General features: G+C 71.4%; 17 protein-coding genes and 3 pseudogenes. 7 read left to right on the forward strand and 13 right to left on the reverse strand.

The window, feature by feature from the left end; genetic code table 11:
* Positions 1-36: 36 nt before the first annotated feature.
* The 3 genes from F9278_RS09535 to F9278_RS09545 all read left to right on the forward strand — a co-directional run bounded on the left by F9278_RS09535 (position 37) and on the right by F9278_RS09545 (position 1886).
* On the forward strand, positions 37-270 hold the full coding sequence (locus tag F9278_RS09535) for a hypothetical protein (RefSeq protein ID WP_152167916.1): 234 nt from the start codon (positions 37-39) through the stop codon (positions 268-270).
* Between the two features lie 92 nt (positions 271-362).
* The gene (locus tag F9278_RS09540; protein ID WP_152167917.1) at positions 363-584 is read left to right on the forward strand and encodes a hypothetical protein; all 222 of its coding nucleotides are present in this window, start codon (positions 363-365) and stop codon (positions 582-584) included.
* Between the two features lie 96 nt (positions 585-680).
* Positions 681-1886, forward strand: coding sequence for a TerD family protein (locus F9278_RS09545; protein ID WP_193241982.1), 1206 nt, complete (start codon positions 681-683; stop codon positions 1884-1886).
* Positions 1887-2159: 273 nt separating this feature from the next.
* Here F9278_RS09545 and F9278_RS09550 read toward each other — a convergent pair whose 3' ends face one another.
* Positions 2160-2432 (reverse strand): hypothetical protein, encoded by a 273-nt coding sequence (locus F9278_RS09550; RefSeq protein ID WP_226966682.1) that lies wholly within the window; start codon positions 2430-2432, stop codon positions 2160-2162.
* A 243-nt stretch (positions 2433-2675) separates the two neighbouring features.
* On the opposite strand from F9278_RS09550, the gene F9278_RS09555 reads away from it, so the two are divergent.
* Complete coding sequence (locus tag F9278_RS09555; protein ID WP_152173772.1) at positions 2676-3902, forward strand: helix-turn-helix transcriptional regulator; 1227 nt, start codon at positions 2676-2678, stop codon at positions 3900-3902.
* On the opposite strand, the gene F9278_RS09560 is transcribed toward F9278_RS09555, so the two are convergent.
* The 5 genes and pseudogenes from F9278_RS09560 to F9278_RS09580 all read right to left on the reverse strand — a co-directional run bounded on the left by F9278_RS09560 (position 3892) and on the right by F9278_RS09580 (position 10264).
* Positions 3892-4545: an HAD family hydrolase gene (locus F9278_RS09560; protein ID WP_152167919.1), complete on the reverse strand. Its 654-nt coding sequence runs from the start codon at positions 4543-4545 to the stop codon at positions 3892-3894. The genes F9278_RS09555 and F9278_RS09560 overlap by 11 nt on opposite strands.
* 92 nt (positions 4546-4637) lie before the next feature.
* Positions 4638-5657, reverse strand: a complete 1020-nt coding sequence (locus F9278_RS09565; protein WP_152167920.1) for a 1-aminocyclopropane-1-carboxylate deaminase — start codon at positions 5655-5657, stop codon at positions 4638-4640.
* Positions 5658-5919: 262 nt separating this feature from the next.
* A pseudogene (locus tag F9278_RS09570) lies at positions 5920-6558 on the reverse strand (GntR family transcriptional regulator); the annotation flags it as partial.
* A gap of 130 nt (positions 6559-6688) precedes the next feature.
* Entirely contained in the window at positions 6689-8281 is a 1593-nt protein-coding gene (locus tag F9278_RS09575) for a TROVE domain-containing protein (RefSeq protein WP_152167921.1), read from the reverse strand.
* A 459-nt stretch (positions 8282-8740) separates the two neighbouring features.
* Entirely contained in the window at positions 8741-10264 is a 1524-nt protein-coding gene (locus F9278_RS09580) for an alkaline phosphatase PhoX (RefSeq protein ID WP_152167922.1), read from the reverse strand.
* 373 nt (positions 10265-10637) lie between these two features.
* Between F9278_RS09580 and F9278_RS09585 the strand changes: the two genes are divergently transcribed.
* Positions 10638-11954, forward strand: coding sequence for an IS4 family transposase (locus F9278_RS09585; RefSeq protein WP_193241414.1), 1317 nt, complete (start codon positions 10638-10640; stop codon positions 11952-11954).
* 125 nt (positions 11955-12079) lie between these two features.
* On the opposite strand, the gene F9278_RS09590 is transcribed toward F9278_RS09585, so the two are convergent.
* Entirely contained in the window at positions 12080-13606 is a 1527-nt protein-coding gene (locus F9278_RS09590) for a hypothetical protein (protein ID WP_152167923.1), read from the reverse strand.
* 519 nt (positions 13607-14125) lie between these two features.
* Between F9278_RS09590 and F9278_RS09595 the strand changes: the two genes are divergently transcribed.
* Positions 14126-15949 carry an endonuclease/exonuclease/phosphatase family protein gene (locus tag F9278_RS09595; RefSeq protein ID WP_152167924.1) on the forward strand — a complete coding sequence of 608 codons (1824 nt, stop codon included), beginning with the start codon at positions 14126-14128 and terminating at the stop codon, positions 15947-15949.
* A 27-nt stretch (positions 15950-15976) separates the two neighbouring features.
* Here the strand turns inward: F9278_RS09595 and F9278_RS09600 are convergent.
* From F9278_RS09600 to F9278_RS09615, 4 genes and pseudogenes are all read right to left on the reverse strand, one after another.
* Positions 15977-16405, reverse strand: a pseudogene (locus F9278_RS09600) (SRPBCC domain-containing protein); the annotation flags it as partial.
* A 50-nt stretch (positions 16406-16455) separates the two neighbouring features.
* Entirely contained in the window at positions 16456-17184 is a 729-nt protein-coding gene (locus F9278_RS09605; protein ID WP_152167925.1) for an antibiotic biosynthesis monooxygenase, read from the reverse strand.
* 376 nt (positions 17185-17560) lie between these two features.
* Positions 17561-17701: pseudogene (locus F9278_RS48665) on the reverse strand (DUF3618 domain-containing protein); the annotation flags it as partial.
* A complete protein-coding gene (locus F9278_RS09615; protein ID WP_152167927.1) occupies positions 17698-18162 on the reverse strand; it encodes a phage holin family protein in 465 nt (154 codons plus the stop codon). The gene F9278_RS09615 and the pseudogene F9278_RS48665, both read right to left, overlap by 4 nt.
* A gap of 166 nt (positions 18163-18328) precedes the next feature.
* Between F9278_RS09615 and dapA the strand changes: the two genes are divergently transcribed.
* On the forward strand, positions 18329-19237 hold the full coding sequence (gene dapA, locus F9278_RS09620; RefSeq protein ID WP_193241415.1) for a 4-hydroxy-tetrahydrodipicolinate synthase: 909 nt from the start codon (positions 18329-18331) through the stop codon (positions 19235-19237).
* A 22-nt stretch (positions 19238-19259) separates the two neighbouring features.
* Here dapA and F9278_RS09625 read toward each other — a convergent pair whose 3' ends face one another.
* Positions 19260-20495: a WD40 repeat domain-containing protein gene (locus F9278_RS09625; RefSeq protein WP_152167929.1), complete on the reverse strand. Its 1236-nt coding sequence runs from the start codon at positions 20493-20495 to the stop codon at positions 19260-19262.
* A complete protein-coding gene (locus tag F9278_RS09630; protein WP_152173774.1) occupies positions 20492-21049 on the reverse strand; it encodes a SigE family RNA polymerase sigma factor in 558 nt (185 codons plus the stop codon). Before F9278_RS09630 ends, F9278_RS09625 begins: the two co-directional genes overlap by 4 nt.
* Positions 21050-21062: the final 13 nt, after the last annotated feature.

Below are 21062 nucleotides of genomic sequence, written 5' to 3' on the forward strand. Positions count from 1 at the left end.
CGGGCACCATCGGTCGCGCAACAGGCCCTCCGCGGCGTGTACCGGGCACTTCAGTCCTACGAGCCGACCGCCGAGTCCCACAAGACGTACCACGCCAAGGCCGCGGCCCATCTCGACGAGGTGGTCGCGGAGCGCCGCGCCCGCCTGCCCCTGGCCCAGTCCTCCCTCCCGACCCTGCTGAGGCTGAGCCTGGACCGCCCGTTCTCCGGCGAACTGAGCGTGTCACCGGCCCCGTACAAGGAGGGGGCGCTGGCGCGTTTCTGGGGGTGAGGGGCGGGGAGCGGGGAGAGGCGGGCCGCCGGTCTTCGGTGACCTGCGATATTCGGTGGGCCGGCGCCCTCCGCGCGCCTACCATCCGGGGCATGCCACGCCCCCACGGATTCACCTGCATCGAGCACGCCGACGGCACGGTGACGATCGGCCATCACGGCCACCCGGCCACGACGCTGCGCGGGCCGCGGGCCACCCGGTTCCTCGCCGAGGTTGCGGTGGGCGACCCGCAGCTGGTGATGGCCCGCTGGACCGGGAACTACCGGCGGGGCAACGAGCGCACGGCCCGGGAACACCCCCGCAACCGCCGCTGAACCGCCACTGAACCGACGCTGACCCGAACGGCGGCCCGGCGGGCGCTGGTAAGGGAACGGTAAAGCGGCCCGGATCGTTCACCCGGCATGACCGCTATGACCCCCGGCTCGAACATCCCGCTGCCCGTCACCCACGTCGCGGTGGACGTCGCCGCGCCCGTGCGGCTCGACGTATCGGGCCTGCTGCTCACCGCCGACGGCAAGGTGCGCTCGGACGACGACTTCATCTTCTACAACCAGCCGACCGGCCCGGGAGTGACGTACCGCTCCGGCGGCGGTACGGCGCCCGACTCGATCACGGTGGACACGACGGCCGTCCCGCCGGGCATCGAGAAGATCGTCGTCACGGCGAGCCCGGACGCGGCGGGCCAGTCGTTCCAGGGCATCGAGCCGACGGCGACGATCCGCAACGCGGCGGACGGCTCGGTGATCTCCTCGTTCACCCCGCCGCGCCTGGGCCCGGAGACGGCCCTGGTGATCGTGGAGATCTATCTGCGCAACGGCGCGTGGAAGGCCCGCGCGGTGGGCCAGGGGTACGCGAACGGCCTCGCGGGCATCGCCACGGACTACGGCGTCTCGGTGGAGGACCCCGCCCCGACCCCGCCTCCGACGACCCCCGTGCGTCCCGTGACTCCGCCGCCCCCCGCGGTGCAGCCCCCGCCGGCCCCGCAGGTCGCGGCACCCCCGGCACCCCCTGCCCCTCCCGCCCCCGCCCCCGGCGCCGGCAAGATCAACCTGGACAAGGGCCGCGTCAGCCTCCAGAAGAACCAGACGGTCTCCCTGGTCAAGGGCGGACGCCCGCTGCTCTCCCAGGTCAAGATGGGCCTCGGCTGGGAGCCGGCGTACCGGGGCAAGGACATCGACCTGGACGCCTCGGTCATCGCGTACGGCCCGCAGCGCAACCACATCGACAGCTGCTACTTCGGCAAGCTCTCGATCGTGAACGGCGCGATCAAGCACTCCGGCGACAACCTCACGGGTGAGGGCGGCGGCGACGACGAGGTCATCGTGGTCGACCTCGGACGGCTCCCCCAGGAGGTCACCGGCCTGGTCTTCACCGTCAACTCCTTCTCCGGCCAGAAGTTCACCGAGGTCGCCAAGGCCTACTGCCGTCTCATCGACGCCGCGAGCGGCGAGGAACTCGTCCGCTTCGACCTCACCAACGCCGAGGCCCAGACCGGCGTGATGATGGCCAAACTGATCAAGCAGTTCTCCGGCGAGTGGGAGATGACCGCGATCGGCGACTTCGTGAAGTCCCGCACGGTCAGGGGGATGGTGAAGCCGGCGGCCCAGGCGCTGTAGCACAAGAGCCCAGGCCAGACGGCATATCAATGGCTGGCTGCCGCCCCAGTGGCACAACGCCTCTCGGGCGGCACAGCATGTCACCGTGACACGCTCAGGAGGGTCACACGCCGGAACCCCAGCGGCGTCTCACGACCGGAGCCGACTGATGCGGTGCCCTCACGCATACCTGTCGATGCAGCCGCACGGTGGGCGCGCTCCCGGAGGCGGGGATGAACTCGTCGTACGGCTCACCGACCTTGATCGGCTCCTGGCAGCGTCCGTAGATCCGGCTCATACGGCATCCCTCCGGGCTTCGGTTCGGGCGCGGCGCCGGGCGCGCCGGTGGTCTCTCAGCAGCCGGTCACCCGCCGAGCACATGCCCTGCGACACACCGTCCTCGTCCCGGCGAGTCCGGCAGGCGAGGCATGAGGCGGCGTGTTCAAGGGCCTTGTCATAGGTGTCCCAGAACGCTGCCTCGGTGGCGGCGAGGTGGCGAACCTGGCCCGGTTCGGCGTCCCACTCGAAGCCGCCGCAGATGGCCGGCTTCCTCTCCTCCGTCGTCACAACGCCCTCCGCTGGGGGAAACAAGTCTCCAGGACGGCAGTGGGCATCGGAACTCCTTGGCGTCGAGGGATGAACGCATACAAGGCTGGCCCTACTTTCCCCCCTTTCCCAGGACTTCAGAAGGACTCTTAACGGCAAGGAATAGGACTTTCTCTAGCTCTTGAGGGTGACGGGAAGTCAGACTGAGGACCTGCAGTAACTCTGACGGTGACACTGACAGCGTGTCCGACACGGAGGTGGATGGTGGCCAAGACCGCAGGCAACACCCGGCTCAAGTCCGCGCGGATCGCCGCCGGGTACCACTCTCAGGAGGCTCTGGCCGGAGCCCTCCACGTCGGCGTGCGGCAGGTCCGCCGCTGGGAGTCCAGCTCCCCGCCCTGGCCCCAGGCCGAGGTGGGACGGAACCTCGCACACCTCCTCGGCCAGGACATGGAATCGCTCGGCTTCACCCCGCCGCCCGGCGTACGCACCGACAGCGGCAGACGTGCGCGGCCGGCGGCCACAGCGGCGGCCGTCGGCCTCACTGCCGTACCCACCCGGGCCGTCGTCATCCAACCGTCGTCAGTCGCCCTCGACTTCTCGGCGGTCACCCGCGCTCACCGGCGTCTGTACTGGTCCGTCGCACCGGCCACACTGCACTCCGCCTCCGTCGCGCACGCCGCCCTCGGCTGTGCCCTCCTCCCGGAGACCGCCGGGGAAACCCGTCGCGCCGTCGCGACCGCGCTCGCCGAGAGCCGGCTCCTCGCCGGTCGCATCGAGTTCTTCGACCTCTGCGACGCCGACCGCGCCCAGCAGACCCTGCTGCGCGCGCTGCAGGCGGCGGGCGAGGCGGACGACGCCCTGCTCGGCGCTGCGGTCCTCGCCCACACGGCCTTCATCCCGGCCTGGGCGGGTGAGCGCGACGCAGCGGTGGAGCGCATGGTCGCGGCCCGCACATACGCCCGTCGCGGACCTGCCCCCGCCGAGTTGCTCGCCTGGCTGGACGCCGTCGAGGCGGAGTGCGAGACGCGGTGCGGCAACACCCGTACCGCGCTGCATCTCATCGGCCACGCCGAGACCGTCCTCGCCGACGGCAACGCGCACACCGTGCCGGAGTGGCTCGACTGGTTCGGCCCGGCCCGTCTGGCCGCGTTCAAGGGCAACACCCAACTGCTGGCCGGTCATCTTCCGCAGGCCCGCGCCACCCTGCTCCACGCCCTCGACGAACTGGACCCGAGTGAGGAGAAACAGAGCACCGTCGTCCTCGGCGACCTGGCCGCGGTGGAGGCCGCGGCCGACAACCCGGAAGCCGCCTGCGGATACGCGCTCCGCGCGCTCGATCAGCTCGAACGCACCTGGTACGCGACGGGCCTGGACCGCGTCCGCGACGTACGCCGCTCACTCGCCCCGCATCAGCACGAGACGTGCGTCCGTGACCTCGACGACCGGCTGTTCGGCTGGGCCACGACGGTCAGTGCGCTCACTCGTTGAAGTCGGCGATCAGAGCGGGCAGTTCGAGAAGACTCTCCACACGGAAGGTGGGGAGCTTCTCGGCTTCTTCGGTGTGCCACTGGATCGTCGCCCACGGACCACGGCGTACGAGCGCCGTGTGCATCCCCGCCTCTGCCCCGGGCCGCAGGTCGTTGTCGACGCGGTCACCGACGTAGAGGATCTCGTGGGGCGCGAAGGGGACCGCCTCGGCGACACGGACGAAGAACTCCGGATCCGGCTTCGAGGCACCCCAGTCGTCCGACGTGCCGATCAGATCCACATCGTCCGTGAACAGCCCGCGCAGCAGACCGCCGGCGCGCACGGTCTGGTTGCCCGCGATGCCCAGCCACAGCCCGTCCGCCCGCAGTTGGGCGAACGCCGGACGGACATCGGGGTACAGGTCCTCCTCACCGAAGTGCTCCGGCTGCCCTGCGACCGCACGATTCTCCCGCTCTTCGTGCAGGTCGAAGCCGGGCCGGAACTCCTGGAACGTCTCACGGTAGTCCCGCCCCTGAGCGACGACCGCGCCGAACATCGCGGCGAAGGTGTGCCGAGGTACACCGAGCCAGTCCGCCCAAGTGCCGTACTCCCGTGTCTCGTCGACGAGGCATTCACCGACATCGAAGACCACAGCGCGAATCATGGGGGCAGCGTACTGGTCCGGCTTCGCCGGAGAGCGATCGGATCTTCATGGCGTCCGCCGCCGCCTCACGCGGCAAAGTGCCGCGCCCGTTGTCACTGGATGACCCCGCTGTACGCGTTCAGCGCGGGCTGGCCGCCGAGGTGGGCGTAGAGGACCGTGGACTCCGGGCCGATCTCGCCGCGCTCGACCAGGTCGACCATCCCGGCCATGGACTTGCCCTCGTAGACGGGGTCGGTGACCATGCCCTCGGTGCGTGCGGCGAGTTGCATGGCGACGAGGGTGGCGTCGTCCGGGACGCCGTAGATCCCGGCGTGGTAGCGCTCGTCCAGTTCCACGTCGTCCACCGTCAACTCCCGCTTGAGGCCGATGAGTTGGCCGGTGTTGTGGGCGATGCGGGCGACCTGCTCGCGGGTGGTGGCCGGCTTGGCGGAGGCGTCGATGCCGATCACCCGGCGCGGCCGTCCGCCGGCCTCCTCCAGCGCCGCGAACCCGGCGACCATGCCGGCCTGGGTCGAGCCGGTCACCGAGCACACGATCACCGTGTCGAAGAAGACATCCAACTCCCGCTCCTGCTCGGCGACTTCATACGCCCAGCCGGCGAAGCCGAGGCCGCCGAGGGGGTGGTCGGAGGCGCCGGCCGGGATGGCGTACGGCTTGCCGCCGCGCTCCTCGACCTCCCTGAGGGCCAGCTCCCAGCTCTCCTTGAAGCCGATGCCGAAGCCGGCCCGGACGAGTCGGACGTCGGCGCCGGCCAGCCTGCTGATCAGGATGTTGCCGACCTTGTCGTACACGGCGTCCGGCCAGTCGACCCAACTCTCCTGTACCAGCACGCACTTGAGCCCGGCGCGGGCGGCGACGGCGGCGACCTGGCGGGTGTGGTTGGACTGCACCCCGCCGATGGAGACGAGGGTGTCGCAGCCCTGGGCGAGCGCGTCGGCGACCAGGTACTCCAGCTTGCGGGTCTTGTTGCCGCCGTACGCGATACCGGAGTTGCAGTCCTCGCGCTTGGCCCAGACGGTGGCGCCGCCGAGGTGCGCGGTCAGCCGCTCCAGCCGGTGGACCGGCGAGGGCCCGAAGAGGAGCGGGTAGCGCGCGAAGGAAGAAAGGGACACGGGTCCTCCCGGGGTGGAGTGGGGCGGGGACGGGGCGCGGGGCGGGCGGGCGGGCGGGGAAGGGTCAGTGGCCCGCTTCGGGCACGGGGGCGTCGATGGGGGGCCGGGCGGCGGGAGGCTGAGCGGTGGCGGGCGGCTGGGCGGCGGCGGGGTGTTCGGCCGGTCCGTCGCTCGGCCGGCCATCCAGCCCACGGCTCGGCTCATCGTCCGGCCCAGCGCCAAGCTCGCCATCCAACCCACCGCTCGGCTCGTCGTCCGGCTCGTCGACGAGTGCGGCCAGGCCGCGCCAGATCTCCGCCGTGACCCGGACGGCCTCGTCCGTGGCGCCGGCCGCGCAGGCCTCGATCAGCTGGTCGTGCAGTCCGGCCGAACGGCAGTTGCCGCCCTCGCCGAAGCGCCGGCGCTCCAGGCGGCGGATGAGCGGGGTGTAGCGGGCGATGGTCGCGGCGGCGGCGCGGTTGCCGCTCACCCGGACGAGGACGTCGTGGAGTTCGTCGTCGGCGACCAGGGCGGCGTCCACGTCGCCCGAGCCGACGGCCGCCGCGAACCGCTCGTTGGCCGAGCGCATCGTCTCGACGTCCGCGGCGAACAGCCGGGGCACGGCGGTCCGGGTGGCCAGCTCGTGCATCGCGCCGACCACCGCGGCGGCGTCCCGCACATCGGCGGCGACGACGGGGGTGACCCGGGTGTAGCTCTGCGGCTTGCTCTCCAGCAGCCCTTCGTCCACCAGCCGCGAGAACGCCTCCCGCACCGGCGCCCGCGACAGCCCCAGCAGCTCGGCGAACTCGGCGTCGCGCACCACCGCGCCGGGCTCGATCTCCCCGGCCACGATGGCGTCCCGGATGGCGCGGTAGGCGCGGTCCCTGAGAAGGGTGCGGCTGACCGGTCGTATGGCCTCCATGAACTGAAATGTTAGATGTCAGTACGGATCCCGAACAAGAGTGTGGCCCGCACCCCTACTGGGATACGGGCCACACTCACCCCCGTCGTTCAACCCCCGTCGTTCAACCCCCGTCGTTCGCTCCCGGCCGTCAGCCCCGTCCGTGGGCCCACGGCCAGTGGGCGTCCCGGGCGGCCTCCAGCAGCGGCACCATCCGGAAGGCCGCGTCCGAGAGGCCGCCGAAGGTGTGGCGGTCGCCCTTGCCGGAGGGGCCGTGGGCCGCCCGGTGGCCGGCGAGGTTCCAGGTGTAGACCGGCACGGCGGCCGGGACCTGCGCGGTCGGGTCGCCGTGGTGGCTGTAGGAGGCCTGCTCGTCGGTGACGATCAGCACCCGGTCGTGCCCCCGGTAGTGGCGGCGGACGGCCTCGGTGGTGTCGGTGCCGCCCAGGTCGCCGAACCGCTCGATGATCTTCAGCACGGACTCGCCCGCGCCGAACCGCACCACCCGGCTCGTGCTCCCGAACTCGACGAGATCCGCGTCCGCCGCCCGCAGCGCGAGCGCCGAGCCGAAGATCGCCGCCGCGTCCGCGTAGCTGAGCTGCGAGCGGTCGGTCAGATGCGAGCAGAACATCGAGCCCGAGCGGTCGACCAGGACCAGGGTCCGGCCGGGCAGCGCGGGCACATTGGCCAGCGAGTGGCCGAGCGCCCGCTCCAGCGGGTACGCCCAGCGCAGCGAGGGCGCGTGGCGGTACGCCGAGAGGTAGCGGAACGGGAACTGCCGCGACCGCGCGACCTCCGCCGGATCGCTGATCCGTGCCGCCACCTGCGTGGCGACCTCGTCGGAGACACCCGCCCGGTCGAAGTTGCCCAGGTTCCTGGTCAGGGCCATGACACCCATGGACGGGATGACGGCCTCCCACGCCGCCTTGTCCATCGGTCCCCGCAGCCAGCCCGCGAGCGCCTCCCAGGTGATGCCCGCGTCCGCGAGGCGCCGGGCGCCGCCCGCACCGGTGACGACCTTGCGCCGCTTGGCGGGCCGCAGCTCCATCAGGTCGCGATGGGCCGCGAGCACGGGCAGCGACCGGGGTACGACGGCCGTGTCCGGGTTGTGGCGCCGGTCGAGGGCGTACTGGAACAGGTCGCCCTGCCACGGCTTGTCCGGGTCCGGCGCCGCGTGCACCAGGTTCAGGATGTCGCCGAAGCGGTAGCCCTTGGACGGGGTGTCGTACTTCAGCAGCGACCTGGGGGTGTAGAGGCGTCGTACGGCGTCGGCGACGCCCCGCTTCACCGGCTTGGGGAGGGTGCGGCCGTAGCGCGAGGTCCAGTAGGCGAGCAGTTCACCGGGCTCGTCCGGGCGCCGCAGCACCGAGTCGACGACCTGGCGGTTGGTGGGCCCGTCGGTGACGCCCGCGTCGAGGCGCGCCTTCACATACTCGGCGGCGCCCACGATCGAGGCGGTACGGAGGTTGCCCTCGCCGCGCAGCCAGCCGAGCAGGCCGGCCGTCCACGCCGGGTCGGTGACGGCGAGCCGGCGCACGAGTGCGGCGAACCGGCCGTCCCGGTCCTCGCCGCTCTCGTAGAAGGTCTTCTGCGCGACGAAGTTGGCGAGGGAGAGCAGGAACAGTTCCGAGCGCTCGTCCCGCTCACGGCCTCGGCCGCCCTCGTGGGTACGGAGCACACGCCCCGTCGAGGTGACCCGCGAGGTGGGCTGTGCCTTGCCTGCCTTCGTGTTGAATCGCGCCATGACGAATTCCCCCGAATTCCGTTTCCGGTTTCCGTGTTCGGGGGGAGGCGCGGCAAAAGGAAGGTGCCCGAGGTCGAATTCGGCGGCGGTGCTCATAACTGGCGCGTCTTCCGTTCCGCCACACCGACCCTGGGTCGATGACGGGATTCGAACCCGCATGAGGAGTCACCCCCACCAGTTCCCGAAGTATCCGCTGCCTGCGCACCGGGCACCCACCATCTGCCGCGCCTCCCGAGATCGAAAGAACGCACCGGGAGGTGCGTGAAGCTTTGGGTGTCCAGAGATCGAATTCGGCGGAACCGACATGGCAGCTCTCACCCCTGAGCTACACCGGCGTGTTGGTGCCGGTGGCGGGACTCGAACCCGCGCACGCCCCTTAGCAGAGGAAGTAGGTCCTGCCTTCGCACCTGGACAGGCTTCACTCTAGGAGGCGCGCCGCGCGACGGGCCATTGAATTAATTACCGCTTCTGCCGCTTCCACGGTCCGGTGATCGCGAGCAGGATTCCCGGGGTCTGGATGTTCGCGTAAAGGGTCCGGCCGTCGGGCGAGAAGGTGACTCCGGCGAACTCGCTGTACTCCGGGGCTTCCTCGATGCCGCCCGCTGCGGTAGCAGCCGATGTCAGCGCGAGGTCGTTGCGGGCGATCGGGTACGTACGGCCGCTGTCGGTGGCGCCGAACAGATGCGAGACGCCCTCGCCGTCCTCGGCGAGGACGATGCCGCCGTACGGGGAGACCGTGATGTTGTCGGGGCCGTCGAGGGCGCCGTCGACGGACGGGTCCGGGTTGACGCCGAGCAGGACCTTCAGGGTGAGGGTGCGGCGCTTGGGGTCGTGGAACCAGACCTGGCCGTCGTGGTGCACGGGGCTCTCGTCACGGGCGTACGAGGAGACGATGTACGCGCCGCCGTCGCCCCACCACATGCCCTCCAGCTTGCGGGCGCGGGTGATCTCGGTGTCGGTGAACTGCTTGCGCACGGCGACGGTCTTCGCGTCGCGGTCGGGGACGTCGATCCAGTCGACCCCGTACACCGTGCCGATCCTCGTGGCGCGGGAGAGGTCGTCGACGAACCGGCCGCCGGAGTCGTAGCAGCGAGGGGCCTGGAGGACGCCCGCGTCGTCGGCGAGGGTACGGAAGCGGCCGGGGCCGTGGGTGAAGCCCTTGGGCGGGGTCCAGCGGAAGAAGAGGCCGTTGGGGGCCGCCGCGTCCTCGGTGAGGTAGGCGTGGCCGCGCCTGGGGTCGATGACGACGGCCTCGTGGTCGTAGCGGCCGAAGAACTTCAGCGGCTTCGGGGCGCGGTTGGCGCGGCGGTCGCAGGGGTCGACCTCGAAGACGTAGCCGTGGTCCTTGGTCATGCCGTTGACGCCGGCCCGGTCGGAGTTCTCCTCGCAGGTGAGCCAGGTGTTCCACGGGGTGCTGCCGCCCGCGCAGTTGGTGGAGGTGCCGGCGATGCCGACCCACTCGGCGACGCGTCCGTCGGGGCGGACCTCGACCACCGTGCAGCCGCCGGCCGCGGCGGGGTCGTAGACGAGGCCCTCGGTGAGCGGCACCGGGAACTCCCAGTTGGCCCGGGGGCCCTTCAGCTCATGGTTGTTGACGAGGAGGGTGGTGCCCCGGGGGCCGGGGAAGGCGGCGGTGCCGTCGTGCTTGCCCGGGGTGAACTCGCCCGACTCCAGCTTCGTCTTCCCGCTGTGGGTGATGATCCGGTACTTGAATCCGGCGGGCAGCGCCAGGATGCCCTTGGGGTCCGGCAGGAGCGGGCCGTAGCCGACGCCGGCGTGGCGGTCCGCCCCGCGCTCGGTGCCGTTGCCGCCACCGCTGCCGTCGTGGGCCGCGTCGTCGGTCTCCGTGTACGCGTCGTCGTCCGAGTCCGTCGACGCGAGGGCGTTGGGCGCGGTGGCGAGTGCGCCCACGCTGCCGGCCAGCGCGACACCGGCTCCGGTGACCGCGGATCGTCTGGCGAAGTCCCTGCGGGTGAGCGGCATGCTGTCTCCTGCGTGGCGGGGGCTGACCGTGGGGGGCGGACCCTGAGTTGTCGCGCCATACGGTCGCGCTCCCGCTTGAACGCCGGTTGAACGCGTGGTGGCTCGCGAGTGCCTGCGCGTGGGCGGGTGCGGGTGAGTGGGGGCGGGTGAGTGGGGGCGGGTCGCGCAGTTCCCCGCGCCCCTGAAAAGCCAAGGCCGTGAAGTTAGGGCTTTGGGAGCGTTGGCAAGTGCGCTCTGGTTCTATGGCTTCTTGGAACGTGGGAAGCGGAGCCCCGGTAGAACTGGCAGTCGACCAAGACAGCCGTTCACAGGACCGGAGGCTCCGCTGTCCGATCAGTGTGTCATCACGCGGGAAATCACGGTAGCCAAGGGCGTGTTCGCCCCGGGGCATCTGGGGGAACTCACCCGGATCATCCCGTTCGAGATGGTCGATGCGGTCCTTGCCGAGACCGGTGCTGTCCAGCAACGGCTGCGGAAGATTCCCGCCCGGGTGGTGGTCTACCTGCTGCTGGCCGCGGCCCTGTTCGAGGACTGCGGCTACCTGGCCGTCTGGCGCAGGCTCACCGCCGCGCTGGAGACGATACCGGTCGTGAAGATCACCGGCGCGGGGCTCTGGGACGCCCGCAGGCGTCTGGGCGTGCGGCCCATGCGGGCCCTGTTCGATCTGCTGCGCGGGCCGGCCACGGTGATCCGCACCCGCGGCGCCCGCTTCAAGGGCCTGCTGGCCGTTGCGATCGACGGCACCTACCTCGACGTTCCCGACAGCCCGCCGCACCGGGCCCGTCTGGGCAAGGGGTCCAACCGGTTCGGAACTGCCGGCTACCCGCAGATCTGCCTGACCGCGCTGGTGGCCTGTGGCACCCGGGCGATCCTGGATGCCGCCTTCGGACCGCGCTCCCAGGGAGAGACCGGACACGGCAGGCGGCTCATGCGCTCCCTGCACGCCGGAATGATCGTCCTGCTGGACCGGGGCTTTTCGGGCAACGCGTTCCTGACAGCCGTCGCCGCCACCGAAGCCTCCTTCCTCGCACGCATCACTGCCACCCGCAAACCTCCCGTCCTGGCCCGCTTCGGCGACGGCTCCCACCTCTCCCGCTTCGGCGCCCTCGAGGTCCGCATCATCGAATGCGAGATCACCGTCACCACCAGCCAGGGCCGCCGCACCGGGCTCTACCGGCTGGCCACCAACCTCCTGGACCACCACCGCTACCCGGCATCCGACCTGGTCAGTCTGTATCACGAGCGGTGGGAAGTGGAGTCCGCCTACTTCGCGATCAAGAAAACGATGCTGGGCCGGCGGGTCCTGCGCTCCACCACTCCGCCCGGCATCGCCCAGGAGGTCTACGCCCTGCTGAGCGCCTACCAGGCCCTGCGGATCGCTATCGCCGACGCCACAGGGGCCACACCCGGAACAGACCCGGACCGGGCCAGCTTCAGCGTTGCCCTGCGATGCGCCCGCGACCAGATCGTCCAGGCCGCGGGCATCATCGCCGGCACCACGATCGACCTCGTCGGGACGATCGGCCGAACCGTCCTGGAACACCTCATGCCCGCCCGCCGCCTCCGCATCAGCCCCCGCGCAGTGAAACGACCCCTGTCCCGATACGCCTACAAAAGCCTCAATATCGACCGACGCACCTACACAGCCACCCTCAGCATCAACATCTTGACGCCGACGATCAGCCCATAACTTCACGGCCTTGCCTGAAAAGCAGGGGCTACGCCCCGTGCTTTTCATCTCTTAGGGGCGCGGGGAACTGCGCGAGAAGCCCCACCGGACCCGCACCCGTCGACGAACGCCGCACCCCCGAGCTATCAGGCGCCCGCGCCCGGCCCCATCTGAGACCGCGCCTTGAACGCCGCCTTGCGGGCCTCCTTCGCCACCCTCTTGTCGGGGTGGATCCTCCCCATCGCCTCCAGCACATCCGGCGTGGCAGGGTGCTCCACCCGCCACGCCGCCGCGAAGAACGACCCGTGCTGCGCCGCGAGCCCCTCCACCAGCGCCCGCAGCTCCGCGGAGTTCCCCTCGGCGGCGAGCTGCGCGGCCACCGTGTCGATGGTCAGCCAGAAGACCATCGCCTCGGACGGCGCGGGCACCTCCGCGGCACCCCGCTCGGTGAGCCACACCCGGGCCAGCCCGCCCAGCTCGGGGTCGTCCAGCACCTCCCGGAGCGCCGGCTCGGCCACCGCCCCCACCAGTGACAGCGCCTGCTGACAGCGCAGCCGCCGCAGCGGGGCGCCCGGGTCGGAGCCGCGCGCCGCCGCGAGCAGCTCGCGCGCCGCGTCCAGCGACTCCCGGCGCGCGAGCCACTGCTCGGTCTCGGCGTGCGCCGCCGCCGGCGGGAACCCGGCGGTGCCGTCCAGCAGCGCGTCCGCGCCCTTGTCGACGAGGTCCCCGACCGCCGGCGCGGGCACGCCCGCCTCCTGGAGCCGGGCCCGGACGCCGTACAGCCCGAGCGGGGTGAGCCGGACCATGCCGTACCGCGTGACATCGGTGTCGTCGACCACCGGCGACCCCGACGACCCCGGCCCGCCCGCCCCCTCGGCGGCGGCCACGGCCTCCTCCGCGTCGGTCATCAGCGCCTCGTCCACGGGCTGGTACTCCACCAGCCCGATCGGCTCCAGCACCCGGAACTGGTCGTCGAGCCGCATCATCGCGTCCGAGACCTGTTCCAGTACGTCGTTGGTGGGCTCCCCCATGTCGTCCGGGACGATCATCGACGCGGCGAGCGCGGGCAGCGGCACCGGCCCGTCGGGGCCGTCCTCGCTGACGGTGAGGAGGTAGAGGTTGCCGAGCACCCCGTCGAGGAACTCCGCCTCGGCCTCGGGGTCCCAGTCCAGCTGGGAGAGGTCGATCCCGCCGCCGGAGTCCATGGCGTCGACCAGGCCGTCGAGGTCGGGCACGCTCGCGTCGGCGAGGGCGGTCTCCAGGGCGGCGAGCCAGATGCCGAGCACGTCCTGCGGGCCGCCGGAGGTGAGGAGCGCGAGATCCTCGCCCACCGCGACCGTCCCCTCCTCCTCGTCCACGATCTCGACGAGCCCGGTGTCGACGGCCACCCGCCAGGCCTCACTGGCCGAGGCAGCCGCGTCGTCGCCGCCCGAGCCGTCGAAGCCGCCGTCGCCGTCCGCTCCCTCCGCGCGCCCGCCGGTGAGCCCGAGCGCCTCGGCGGCGGCGGGCAACTGCTCCTCGACGAGTTCGCCCCCGGCGCCCACCCGGGTGTCCGGCCCGGCCCAGCGGGCGAGCCGTACGGCGCGCGCGAGCAGGGGGGTGGCGAGCGCCTCGCGCGCCAACTCCGCTTCGGGGAGGAGCCGCACCGGCGGCAGTGGCGAGCTGTCTGACATCGGTGGGGGTCTCCTCGGAACGACGGAACGGCGGATCGGTGGAACTGCGGAACTGCGGGACAGCTGGTGGCGGGTGGCGGGTGGCCCTCGCAAGGGGTGCCCGTGAGCGATACGCGTACGAGTACGCAGCCGCTCAGCCTAGACGGATTTGGACCCATGCCGCCCGGTTCATGTACCTGCCAGGAGTCGGGTGTGGCTGAAACCTTGACAACTGGCCTGACCAGGCAGGAGATTGACGCGCGTAGAAACTCACGGGTAGCTCTGGGGTGATTCCGGGGCCGCCCACAGACATGACCATCGTCGTTCATCGTCGTTCAACGGCGTTCGTCGGCATTCGTCGGCATTCGTCGGCATTCGTCGGCGTCCGCCGAAGTTCACCGATTGTCCGTCGAGAAGTTCATCGGCGTCAGTCGGAGTTCTACGCGCGTCGCACCGCCCCACCGGTCGCAGGCCACCCCCACTTCTCCACCCCCGTCCACTCTCGTCCCGGCGCCCACGTACGTCCCCGGAGGGATCCCCTTGCCGAGCAAGAGAACCGCGCGCATCGGCGCGCTGACCGTCGCCACCATCTGCTCCACGGTGTCCGCCGTGGTCCTGACCTCGCCCGCCGAGGCGGAGTCGATACGTATCCACGACATCCAGGGCACCACCCGGACGTCCCCGCTCGTCGGTCAGCAGGTGACCGGCGTGGAGGGCATCGTCACGGGCGTGCGCACCTACGGTTCGCGCGGCTTCTGGATCCAGGACACGCGGGCCGACGCCGACCCGGCCACGAGCGAGGGCGTGTTCGTCTTCACCAGCTCCCGGCCGACGGTCGCGGTGGGCGACGCGGTGACGGTGTCGGGCACGGTCGGCGAGTTCGTGCCGGGCGGCACTTCGTCCGGAAACCAGTCCGTGACGCAGATCACCCGCCCGACGATCACGGTGGTCTCCTCGGGCAACGCCGTCCCGGCCGCGACCGTCATCGACACCAAGTCCGTGCCGAAGAAGTACGCCCCGGCGGGCGACCCCGCCGCCGCCGGCTCGGTCAACGGCCTCACGCTCGCCCCGGCCGAGTACGCCCTGGACCACTACGAGTCCCTGGAGGGCATGAACGTCCAGGTCTCCGACACCCGGGTGGTCGGCGCGACCGACCCGTTCACCGAGCTGTGGGTCACGGTCAAGCCCCGGGAGAACGACAACCGCCGCGGTGGCACGGTGTACGACTCGTACTCCTCGCAGAACACCGGCCGGCTCCAGATCCAGTCGCTCGGCGCGGTCGCAGACTTCCCGAAGGCGAACGTCGGCGACACCCTGAAGGGCACTACGGCCGGCCCGCTGGACTACAACCAGTTCGGCGGCTACACGCTCGTCGCCAACCAGCTGGGCACCCTGAAGCAGGGCGGCCTGGAGCGCGAGACCACCGTCAAGCAGGCGCGCGGCGAGCTGGCGGTGGCGACGTACAACGTGGAGAACCTGGACCCCTCGGACGCCAGTTTCGCGGACCACGCCGCCGCCATCACGCACCACCTGCGGTCGCCCGACATCGTGGCCCTGGAGGAGATCCAGGACAACAACGGTGCCACCAACGACGGTACGGTCGCCGCCGACCGGACGGTGACGAAGCTGGTCGACGCGATCAAGGCGGCGGGCGGCCCGGCGTACGAGTGGCGGTCCATCGACCCGGTGAACCTCGCGGACGGCGGTGAGCCCGGCGGCAACATCCGCCAGGTCTTCCTGTTCAACCCCGAGCGGGTCTCCTTCACCGACCGCGCGGGCGGCGACGCCACGACGGCCGTCGGCGTGACGCAGGAGGACGGCGAGGCACGGCTGACGGTCTCCCCCGGCCGGGTCGACCCGGCGAACGCCGCCTGGACGAACAGCCGCAAGCCGCTCGCCGGCGAGTTCTCCTTCCAGGGCAAGACCGTCTTCGTGATCGCGAACCACTTCGCGTCCAAGGGCGGCGACCAGGCGCTGCACTCGGAGTTCCAGCCGCCGAAGCGCTCCTCGGAGACCCAGCGTCACCTTCAGGCGACCGTCGTGAACACCTTCGTCAAGCAGATCCTGGCGAAGGACAAGAAGGCGGCCGTCATCGCCCTCGGCGACATCAACGACTTCGAGTTCTCCGAGACCACCGAGCTGCTGGAGGACGGCGGCGCCCTGTGGTCGGCGGTCAAGTCGCTGCCGAAGTACGAGCGTTACTCGTACGTCTTCCAGGGCAACACCCAGGTCCTCGACCAGATCCTGGTCAGCCGGTCGGTCCGGCGCGCCGACGGGTTCGAGTACGACAGCGTGCACACGAACTCGGAGTTCAACGACCAGATCAGCGACCACGACCCGCAGGTGCTGCGCTTCGAGCCGTAACACCCCCGACGCCGTCGGCGGTGGTTCTCAGGGCTGGCTGAACACACCGTTCAGCCAGCCCTGCCACGCGTTCTCGTCCGCCTCGGCGTCGGCGCCGGGCGCGAAGTCGTGGACGCTCATGCCGACGCGGTAGCCCCAGTGGTTGCGGCCGAAGAAGCGGATGAGGGCGTCGTCGGTGCGCAGGCCGATGAAGTACGGGTTGCGGTAGTCGACGACGGCGTCGAGGAGTTGCCCGTCGGGCCCCTCGACCCGGGCCCGAGCCCCTTCCGCGGTGTCGTCGGCGAGGCCGAGCGCCCGCCCGACGACGGTGAGCGCGTCGGCGCCCCCGGCCGTCTCGGGCCCGTCGAAGGTGGCGAACGCGGTGATCGTACGGCCCGCGAAGCGCGTCAGATACTGGCGCAGGGTGTGCAGAGAGAACTCGGTGTGCTTGGCGGCGCCGTCGTACTGGTTGTCCCAGAAGCACGGGGCAGGAAAGGCGGTGCCGGGCCCAGTCGGCGGCTCGGGGCTCAGTCGGGGACGAGGCCGAGGGCGTACTCGTACCGCTTGACCGTGCTGCTCCTGAGGCCGGGCCAGTTCTGGACGCGCTCCCAGAGCGGCGAGGTCGAGCCGATGCCGTCGCCGGGTGCGGCGAGGGCGTCGATGTGGTCCTGGGCGGTCTCCCACTCGGCGTAGTTGAGGACGCGGGTGCCGCCGGTGCCGAGGTGGAAGTGGGCGGAGATACCGCCGGGATGCGGGGTCGGCTCGGCGGCGAGCGCCTCCTCGACGGCGTCCACCCAGGCGCGCTGCCGTGCCGGGTCCGGCCCGTCGAACTCGATGTCGACGATCACGACACACCCGGGCACGCGTACGGCACGGCTGCCGTCGCCCACCGTGCGGCTCGTGAGCCTCGTGAGGCTGCGGTACCGCCGATAGCGCCCGATCCACACCCGCTCGATCCCGGGCACTGCGGTGTCGATGGCGTCGTTGCGCTCCTGCCGACGCGTCTTGACGAAGGCCTCGTAGGACTGCTCGTCGGCCCACTGCGCGTAGTGCAGCAGACCGGAACCGTCCTCGGCGGCGTAGACGAAATACCCCGACAGCCCGTCCGTGGGCCACGGCCGCCGCTCCCAGGTGTCGGCGATGGCGTCGACGGTCCGCCGCTGCCGCTCGGGGGTGCCCACCTCCCAGGCGCTGAAGAAGGGCGCCCCGACACCGGGGCGATCGAGGACGGGGTGGGTGTCCGTACGACGGGTCATGCCGCTCTCCCATGATCGGTACGCGAGGTGCGTGCACCGACCACCCTTCAACCTCGACCGAGGTTCAGGTCAAGAAGGGCCGGGCGGGTGGGACGGGCGGGAGGCGTCCCGTGCGGGGCGCAGGCGTCCCAGGGCCTGTCGTCAAGTTCCCGTCGTCGCCCGAAGGGCGGCCCCGCGGCGTCGTGGGGGTACCTCCCGGTCGAGCGAAGCCGAGAGTGGGGGAGCGTGCCGGGCGTCGTGGGGCAGACGGGAATGTGACGACAGGCCCTAGCTAGTGGTAGTGGCGCCAGACCAGTACCCCGGCCGTGGCCGCCACGGCGACGCCCGCGCCGCCGATGACGGCCTCGCGGGGCACCCGTTCCCACGCCGAGTGCATCCTCGCCTTCACGTCGGCCTTGGCGGCCAGTTCCTCGACGGTGTCGCCGAGCTGGGCGCGGGTCGCCTCGATCTGCCGCCGGAGTTCGTCGGGGCCCTTGGCGCCCACGGAACCGTTCGTCCTGCCGGATGCGTGCGTCATCGCCGGACCCTTCCCTTGATCTCGTCCATGTCCGCCTTGACGCCGCGCAGCGCCTGCTCCGGCCTGGGCGGGGTCGCCCGCCGCAGCTGCGCGCGCCCCACCGCCGCCAGCACCGCCGCGATGACGAACAGCACGGCCATCACGATGAGCGCGGCGGCCCACACGTCCAGCACCAGGGAGAGTGCCGCGACGCCGGCCCCGGCGAGGGTCATGAACCCCACGTAGGCGACCGCGCCGGCCGCCCCCAGGAGCCCCCCGCCACGCCCCGCGCGCCGCCCCTTCTCGGCCAGCTCCTCCTTCGCGAGGGCGACCTCCTGTCGTACGAGCAGGGAGAGCTGTTCGGTGGCCTGCCCGACCAGCTCGCCCACGGAGTGGTGGTCGTGTTCGCCCGCCGCCGGGCGCGCGGACCGCACGGACCGCGCGAATCGCGTGGGCCTGGACTCGGTGGTACCGGTCGCCATGTCCCGCCTCCTGACCTGTTCCTCACCTGTTCGGGAGGCCCGAGTACCCGGCCCGGCCCGCACTACCCCCCTCCGACGAACCGACCCCGTCCGTGTAGCAGACGCACCACTTATCTCGTAGAAGAATTAAGTGGAGCTTCACGATGATCGGGCCGACGATACCCTCATGACCCTCACCCACCGCACCCACCGGCCCACCCCCTTCGGTCGCGCGCTCTGCGCGATGATCACGCCCTTCACCGCGTCCGGCGCGCTCGACCTCGACGGAGCGCAGCGGCTGGCCGACCGGCTGGTGGCCGAGGGGTGCGACGGGCTGGTGCTGTCCGGTACGACGGGTGAGTCGCCGACGACGACGGACACGGAGAAGGCGGAGCTGATCCGCGCGGTGCGCGCGGCGGTCGGCCACCGGGCGGTGGTCGTGGCCGGGGTGGGCACCGCCGACACCCGCCACACCGTGGAGCTGGCGCTGGCGGCCGAGAAGGCGGGCGCGGACGGTCTGCTGGCGGTCACGCCGTACTACAGCAGGCCCCCGCAGGACGCCGTCGAGGCCCACTTCCGCGCACTCGCCGACGCCTCGGGGCTGCCCGTGGCCCTGTACGACATCCCCGGCCGGACCGGCACCCGCATAGAACCGGAGACCATGATCCGGCTGGCGGCCCACCCCCGGATCGTGGCGGTGAAGGACTGCGCGTACGACCTCCTCGGCACCCAGAAGGTGCTGGCCGGGACGGAGTTGGCGTACTACACGGGCTGCGACGAGTACGTCCTCGCGCTGTACGCGATCGGCGGGTCGGGGTACATCGGCACGGTCGCGAACGCGGCGCCCCGCGCCTTCCGGGCCGTCGTCGACGCGTTCGACGCGGGCGACACCGCCGAGGCGGCCCGCCTCCAGCGCCGGACGATCCCGCTCACCGAGCTGATGATGTCCTCGGGCCTGCCCGGTTCCGTCACGGCGAAGGCCCTCCTGGGGCGGCTCGGCCTGCCCGGCGGCCCGGTCCGGGCACCGCTGCGGCCCGCCGGTCAGGAGGTGACCGACGGGCTGCTGGCGGCGCACGAGGAACTGGTCACCGCCTGAGAGGGGCGGTCGGCTGGCCCGGTCAGCGGGTGGCGAAGACCGCGTTCCAGCGCCCGGGGGCCCCGTCGTTGCCCTTGCGGACGCCGCTGAGCGGGATCGTCCTGTCGCTGCCGACGGTGACGAGCACCAGGCGGTTGCGGAACTCGTTGTCGCCTGCCTTGATGTCCCAGGCGACGAGCCGCTCGTCGTCGGCCCAGGCGAGCAGTTGCTGTCCGGGGATCTTGTGGAGCCGCTTGCCGGTGCGGGGGTCGAGGATCTCGGAGGCGGTGGTCTTGGCGCCGCCCGCGAAATCACCGGCCGCGAGCTTGCCGTTGGGAGAGAGCCGCGCCTGCACCCACGAGTTCAGGTACTTCTCGTCGGCCGGCTTGTCGACCTTGTCGCCCTTCAGGTCGTAGTACTGGTCGTACGGTTCCGTGCTCAGCCCGGAGCGGACCAGCTTGCCGTCGCCGCTGAAGGAGAAGTCCTGACGGGAGTTGACGACGCCCATCTGGTTCTCCGGGTCCTCCACGGGAAGCTCGGTCCACTCGGTCCCGCCGGAGTCGACGTCGACGATGTAGAAGCCGGTCCGGTACGACTTGGACCACTCCGGCATGAAGTCGTTCTTCTTGCCGTCACCGTCGAGGTCGTTGCCCGCCCTGGTCAGCAGATCGGGGTTCTTGCCGTAGGTGGTGGCGACGATCCTGGTGCCGTCGGACGAGAACTCCACGCTCGCCACGCCCCGGTCCACCGGGATCCAGCGCTCGACCTCGCCGGTGAGCAGGTCGAGCAGCCCGATCCGCTTGGCGGGCAGGTCCTTCTCCAGGACAGCGGCGGTGCGCATGCCGGGGGCGACCGCGACCATGGACCAGCGGGAATCCGGGACGTACTTGCCGGTCTCCTGGTCGAGGATCGAGTAGGAACGCTGCCCGACGGCCGTGTCCTTCTTCTTGGTGATCACCGTGTCCCAGGTGTAGTACGCGGCCAGCGCCACATCCCCCGCCGCGATCAGGTCACGCGGCGGCGACTGGTCGGGGTGGGCGATGATGTCGCTCTTGTTCATCTCGGTGGCGAGCCGTACCTGTTCCTTGCCGGAGTCCAGCAACGGCACGGCCACCGCGACGGCGACCACGGCGGCGGTGGCCGCGGCGCCGGTCGCGAGCCTGCGGGTCCGGCGGCGGCGCCGGACGGTCAGCACCCGCGCGGCGAAGTCCGCCGCCAGGGGCGGCTGTTCGGCGGCCTGCTCCCGCAGGGAGTCACGCACCAGTTCGTCGACGTTCACGGACGCACCTCCACGGGCGAGAAGTCACGGGACGGCTCCTGCTCGGCCACGGCGGGACCGAGCGCGGCCAACTCGGGCGCGAGTGCGCGCAGTCGGGCGAGCGAGCGGTGGGTCGTGGACCGTACGGTCCCGACGGAGCACCCGAGGATCCGGGCCACCTCGCCCTCGGGCAGATCCTCGAAGTAGCGCAGCACGAGCACGGTCCGCTGCCGGGCGGTGAGCCGGGCCAGCGCCCCGCGCATCACGAGCCGCAGCTCCACCCCGGCGGCCCCGTCCGCGTCACCGGCGCTCTCGGGCGGTTCGGCGACGGTCAGTTCGCGGCGCCGCCACTTCAGCCGCCACCGGCTGACCTGCTGCCGGTAGAGGATCCGCCGTACGTACGCCTCGGGCTCGTCGATGCGCTGCCAGCGCCCGGCGGCCTTGATCAGCGCGTTCTGCAGCAGATCCTCGGCGGCGTGCCGGTCGCCGCCGCTCAGCAGCACGGCCGTCCTCAGCAGCGCCGACGACCGCCCGGCCACGAATTCCCGGAAACTCTCCTGCCCCGCGGCATCCATCGTCACCTTCTCT

Source organism: Streptomyces phaeolivaceus (assembly GCF_009184865.1).
Taxonomy (GTDB): domain Bacteria; phylum Actinomycetota; class Actinomycetes; order Streptomycetales; family Streptomycetaceae; genus Streptomyces; species Streptomyces phaeolivaceus.

Coding starts and splice junctions, on each gene's coding strand:
- F9278_RS09575 (WP_152167921.1), bottom strand. CDS start 8,281: ATGGCGCGATTCAACACGAAGGCAGGCAAGGCACAGCCCACCTCGCGG.
- F9278_RS09630 (WP_152173774.1), bottom strand. CDS start 21,049: ATGGATGCCGCGGGGCAGGAGAGTTTCCGGGAATTCGTGGCCGGGCGG.
- F9278_RS09605 (WP_152167925.1), bottom strand. CDS start 17,184: ATGACCCGTCGTACGGACACCCACCCCGTCCTCGATCGCCCCGGTGTC.
- F9278_RS09615 (WP_152167927.1), bottom strand. CDS start 18,162: ATGGCGACCGGTACCACCGAGTCCAGGCCCACGCGATTCGCGCGGTCC.
- F9278_RS09540 (WP_152167917.1), top strand. CDS start 363: ATGCCACGCCCCCACGGATTCACCTGCATCGAGCACGCCGACGGCACG.
- F9278_RS09580 (WP_152167922.1), bottom strand. CDS start 10,264: ATGCCGCTCACCCGCAGGGACTTCGCCAGACGATCCGCGGTCACCGGA.
- F9278_RS09590 (WP_152167923.1), bottom strand. CDS start 13,606: ATGTCAGACAGCTCGCCACTGCCGCCGGTGCGGCTCCTCCCCGAAGCG.
- F9278_RS09560 (WP_152167919.1), bottom strand. CDS start 4,545: ATGATTCGCGCTGTGGTCTTCGATGTCGGTGAATGCCTCGTCGACGAG.
- dapA (WP_193241415.1), top strand. CDS start 18,329: ATGACCCTCACCCACCGCACCCACCGGCCCACCCCCTTCGGTCGCGCG.
- F9278_RS09545 (WP_193241982.1), top strand. CDS start 681: ATGACCCCCGGCTCGAACATCCCGCTGCCCGTCACCCACGTCGCGGTG.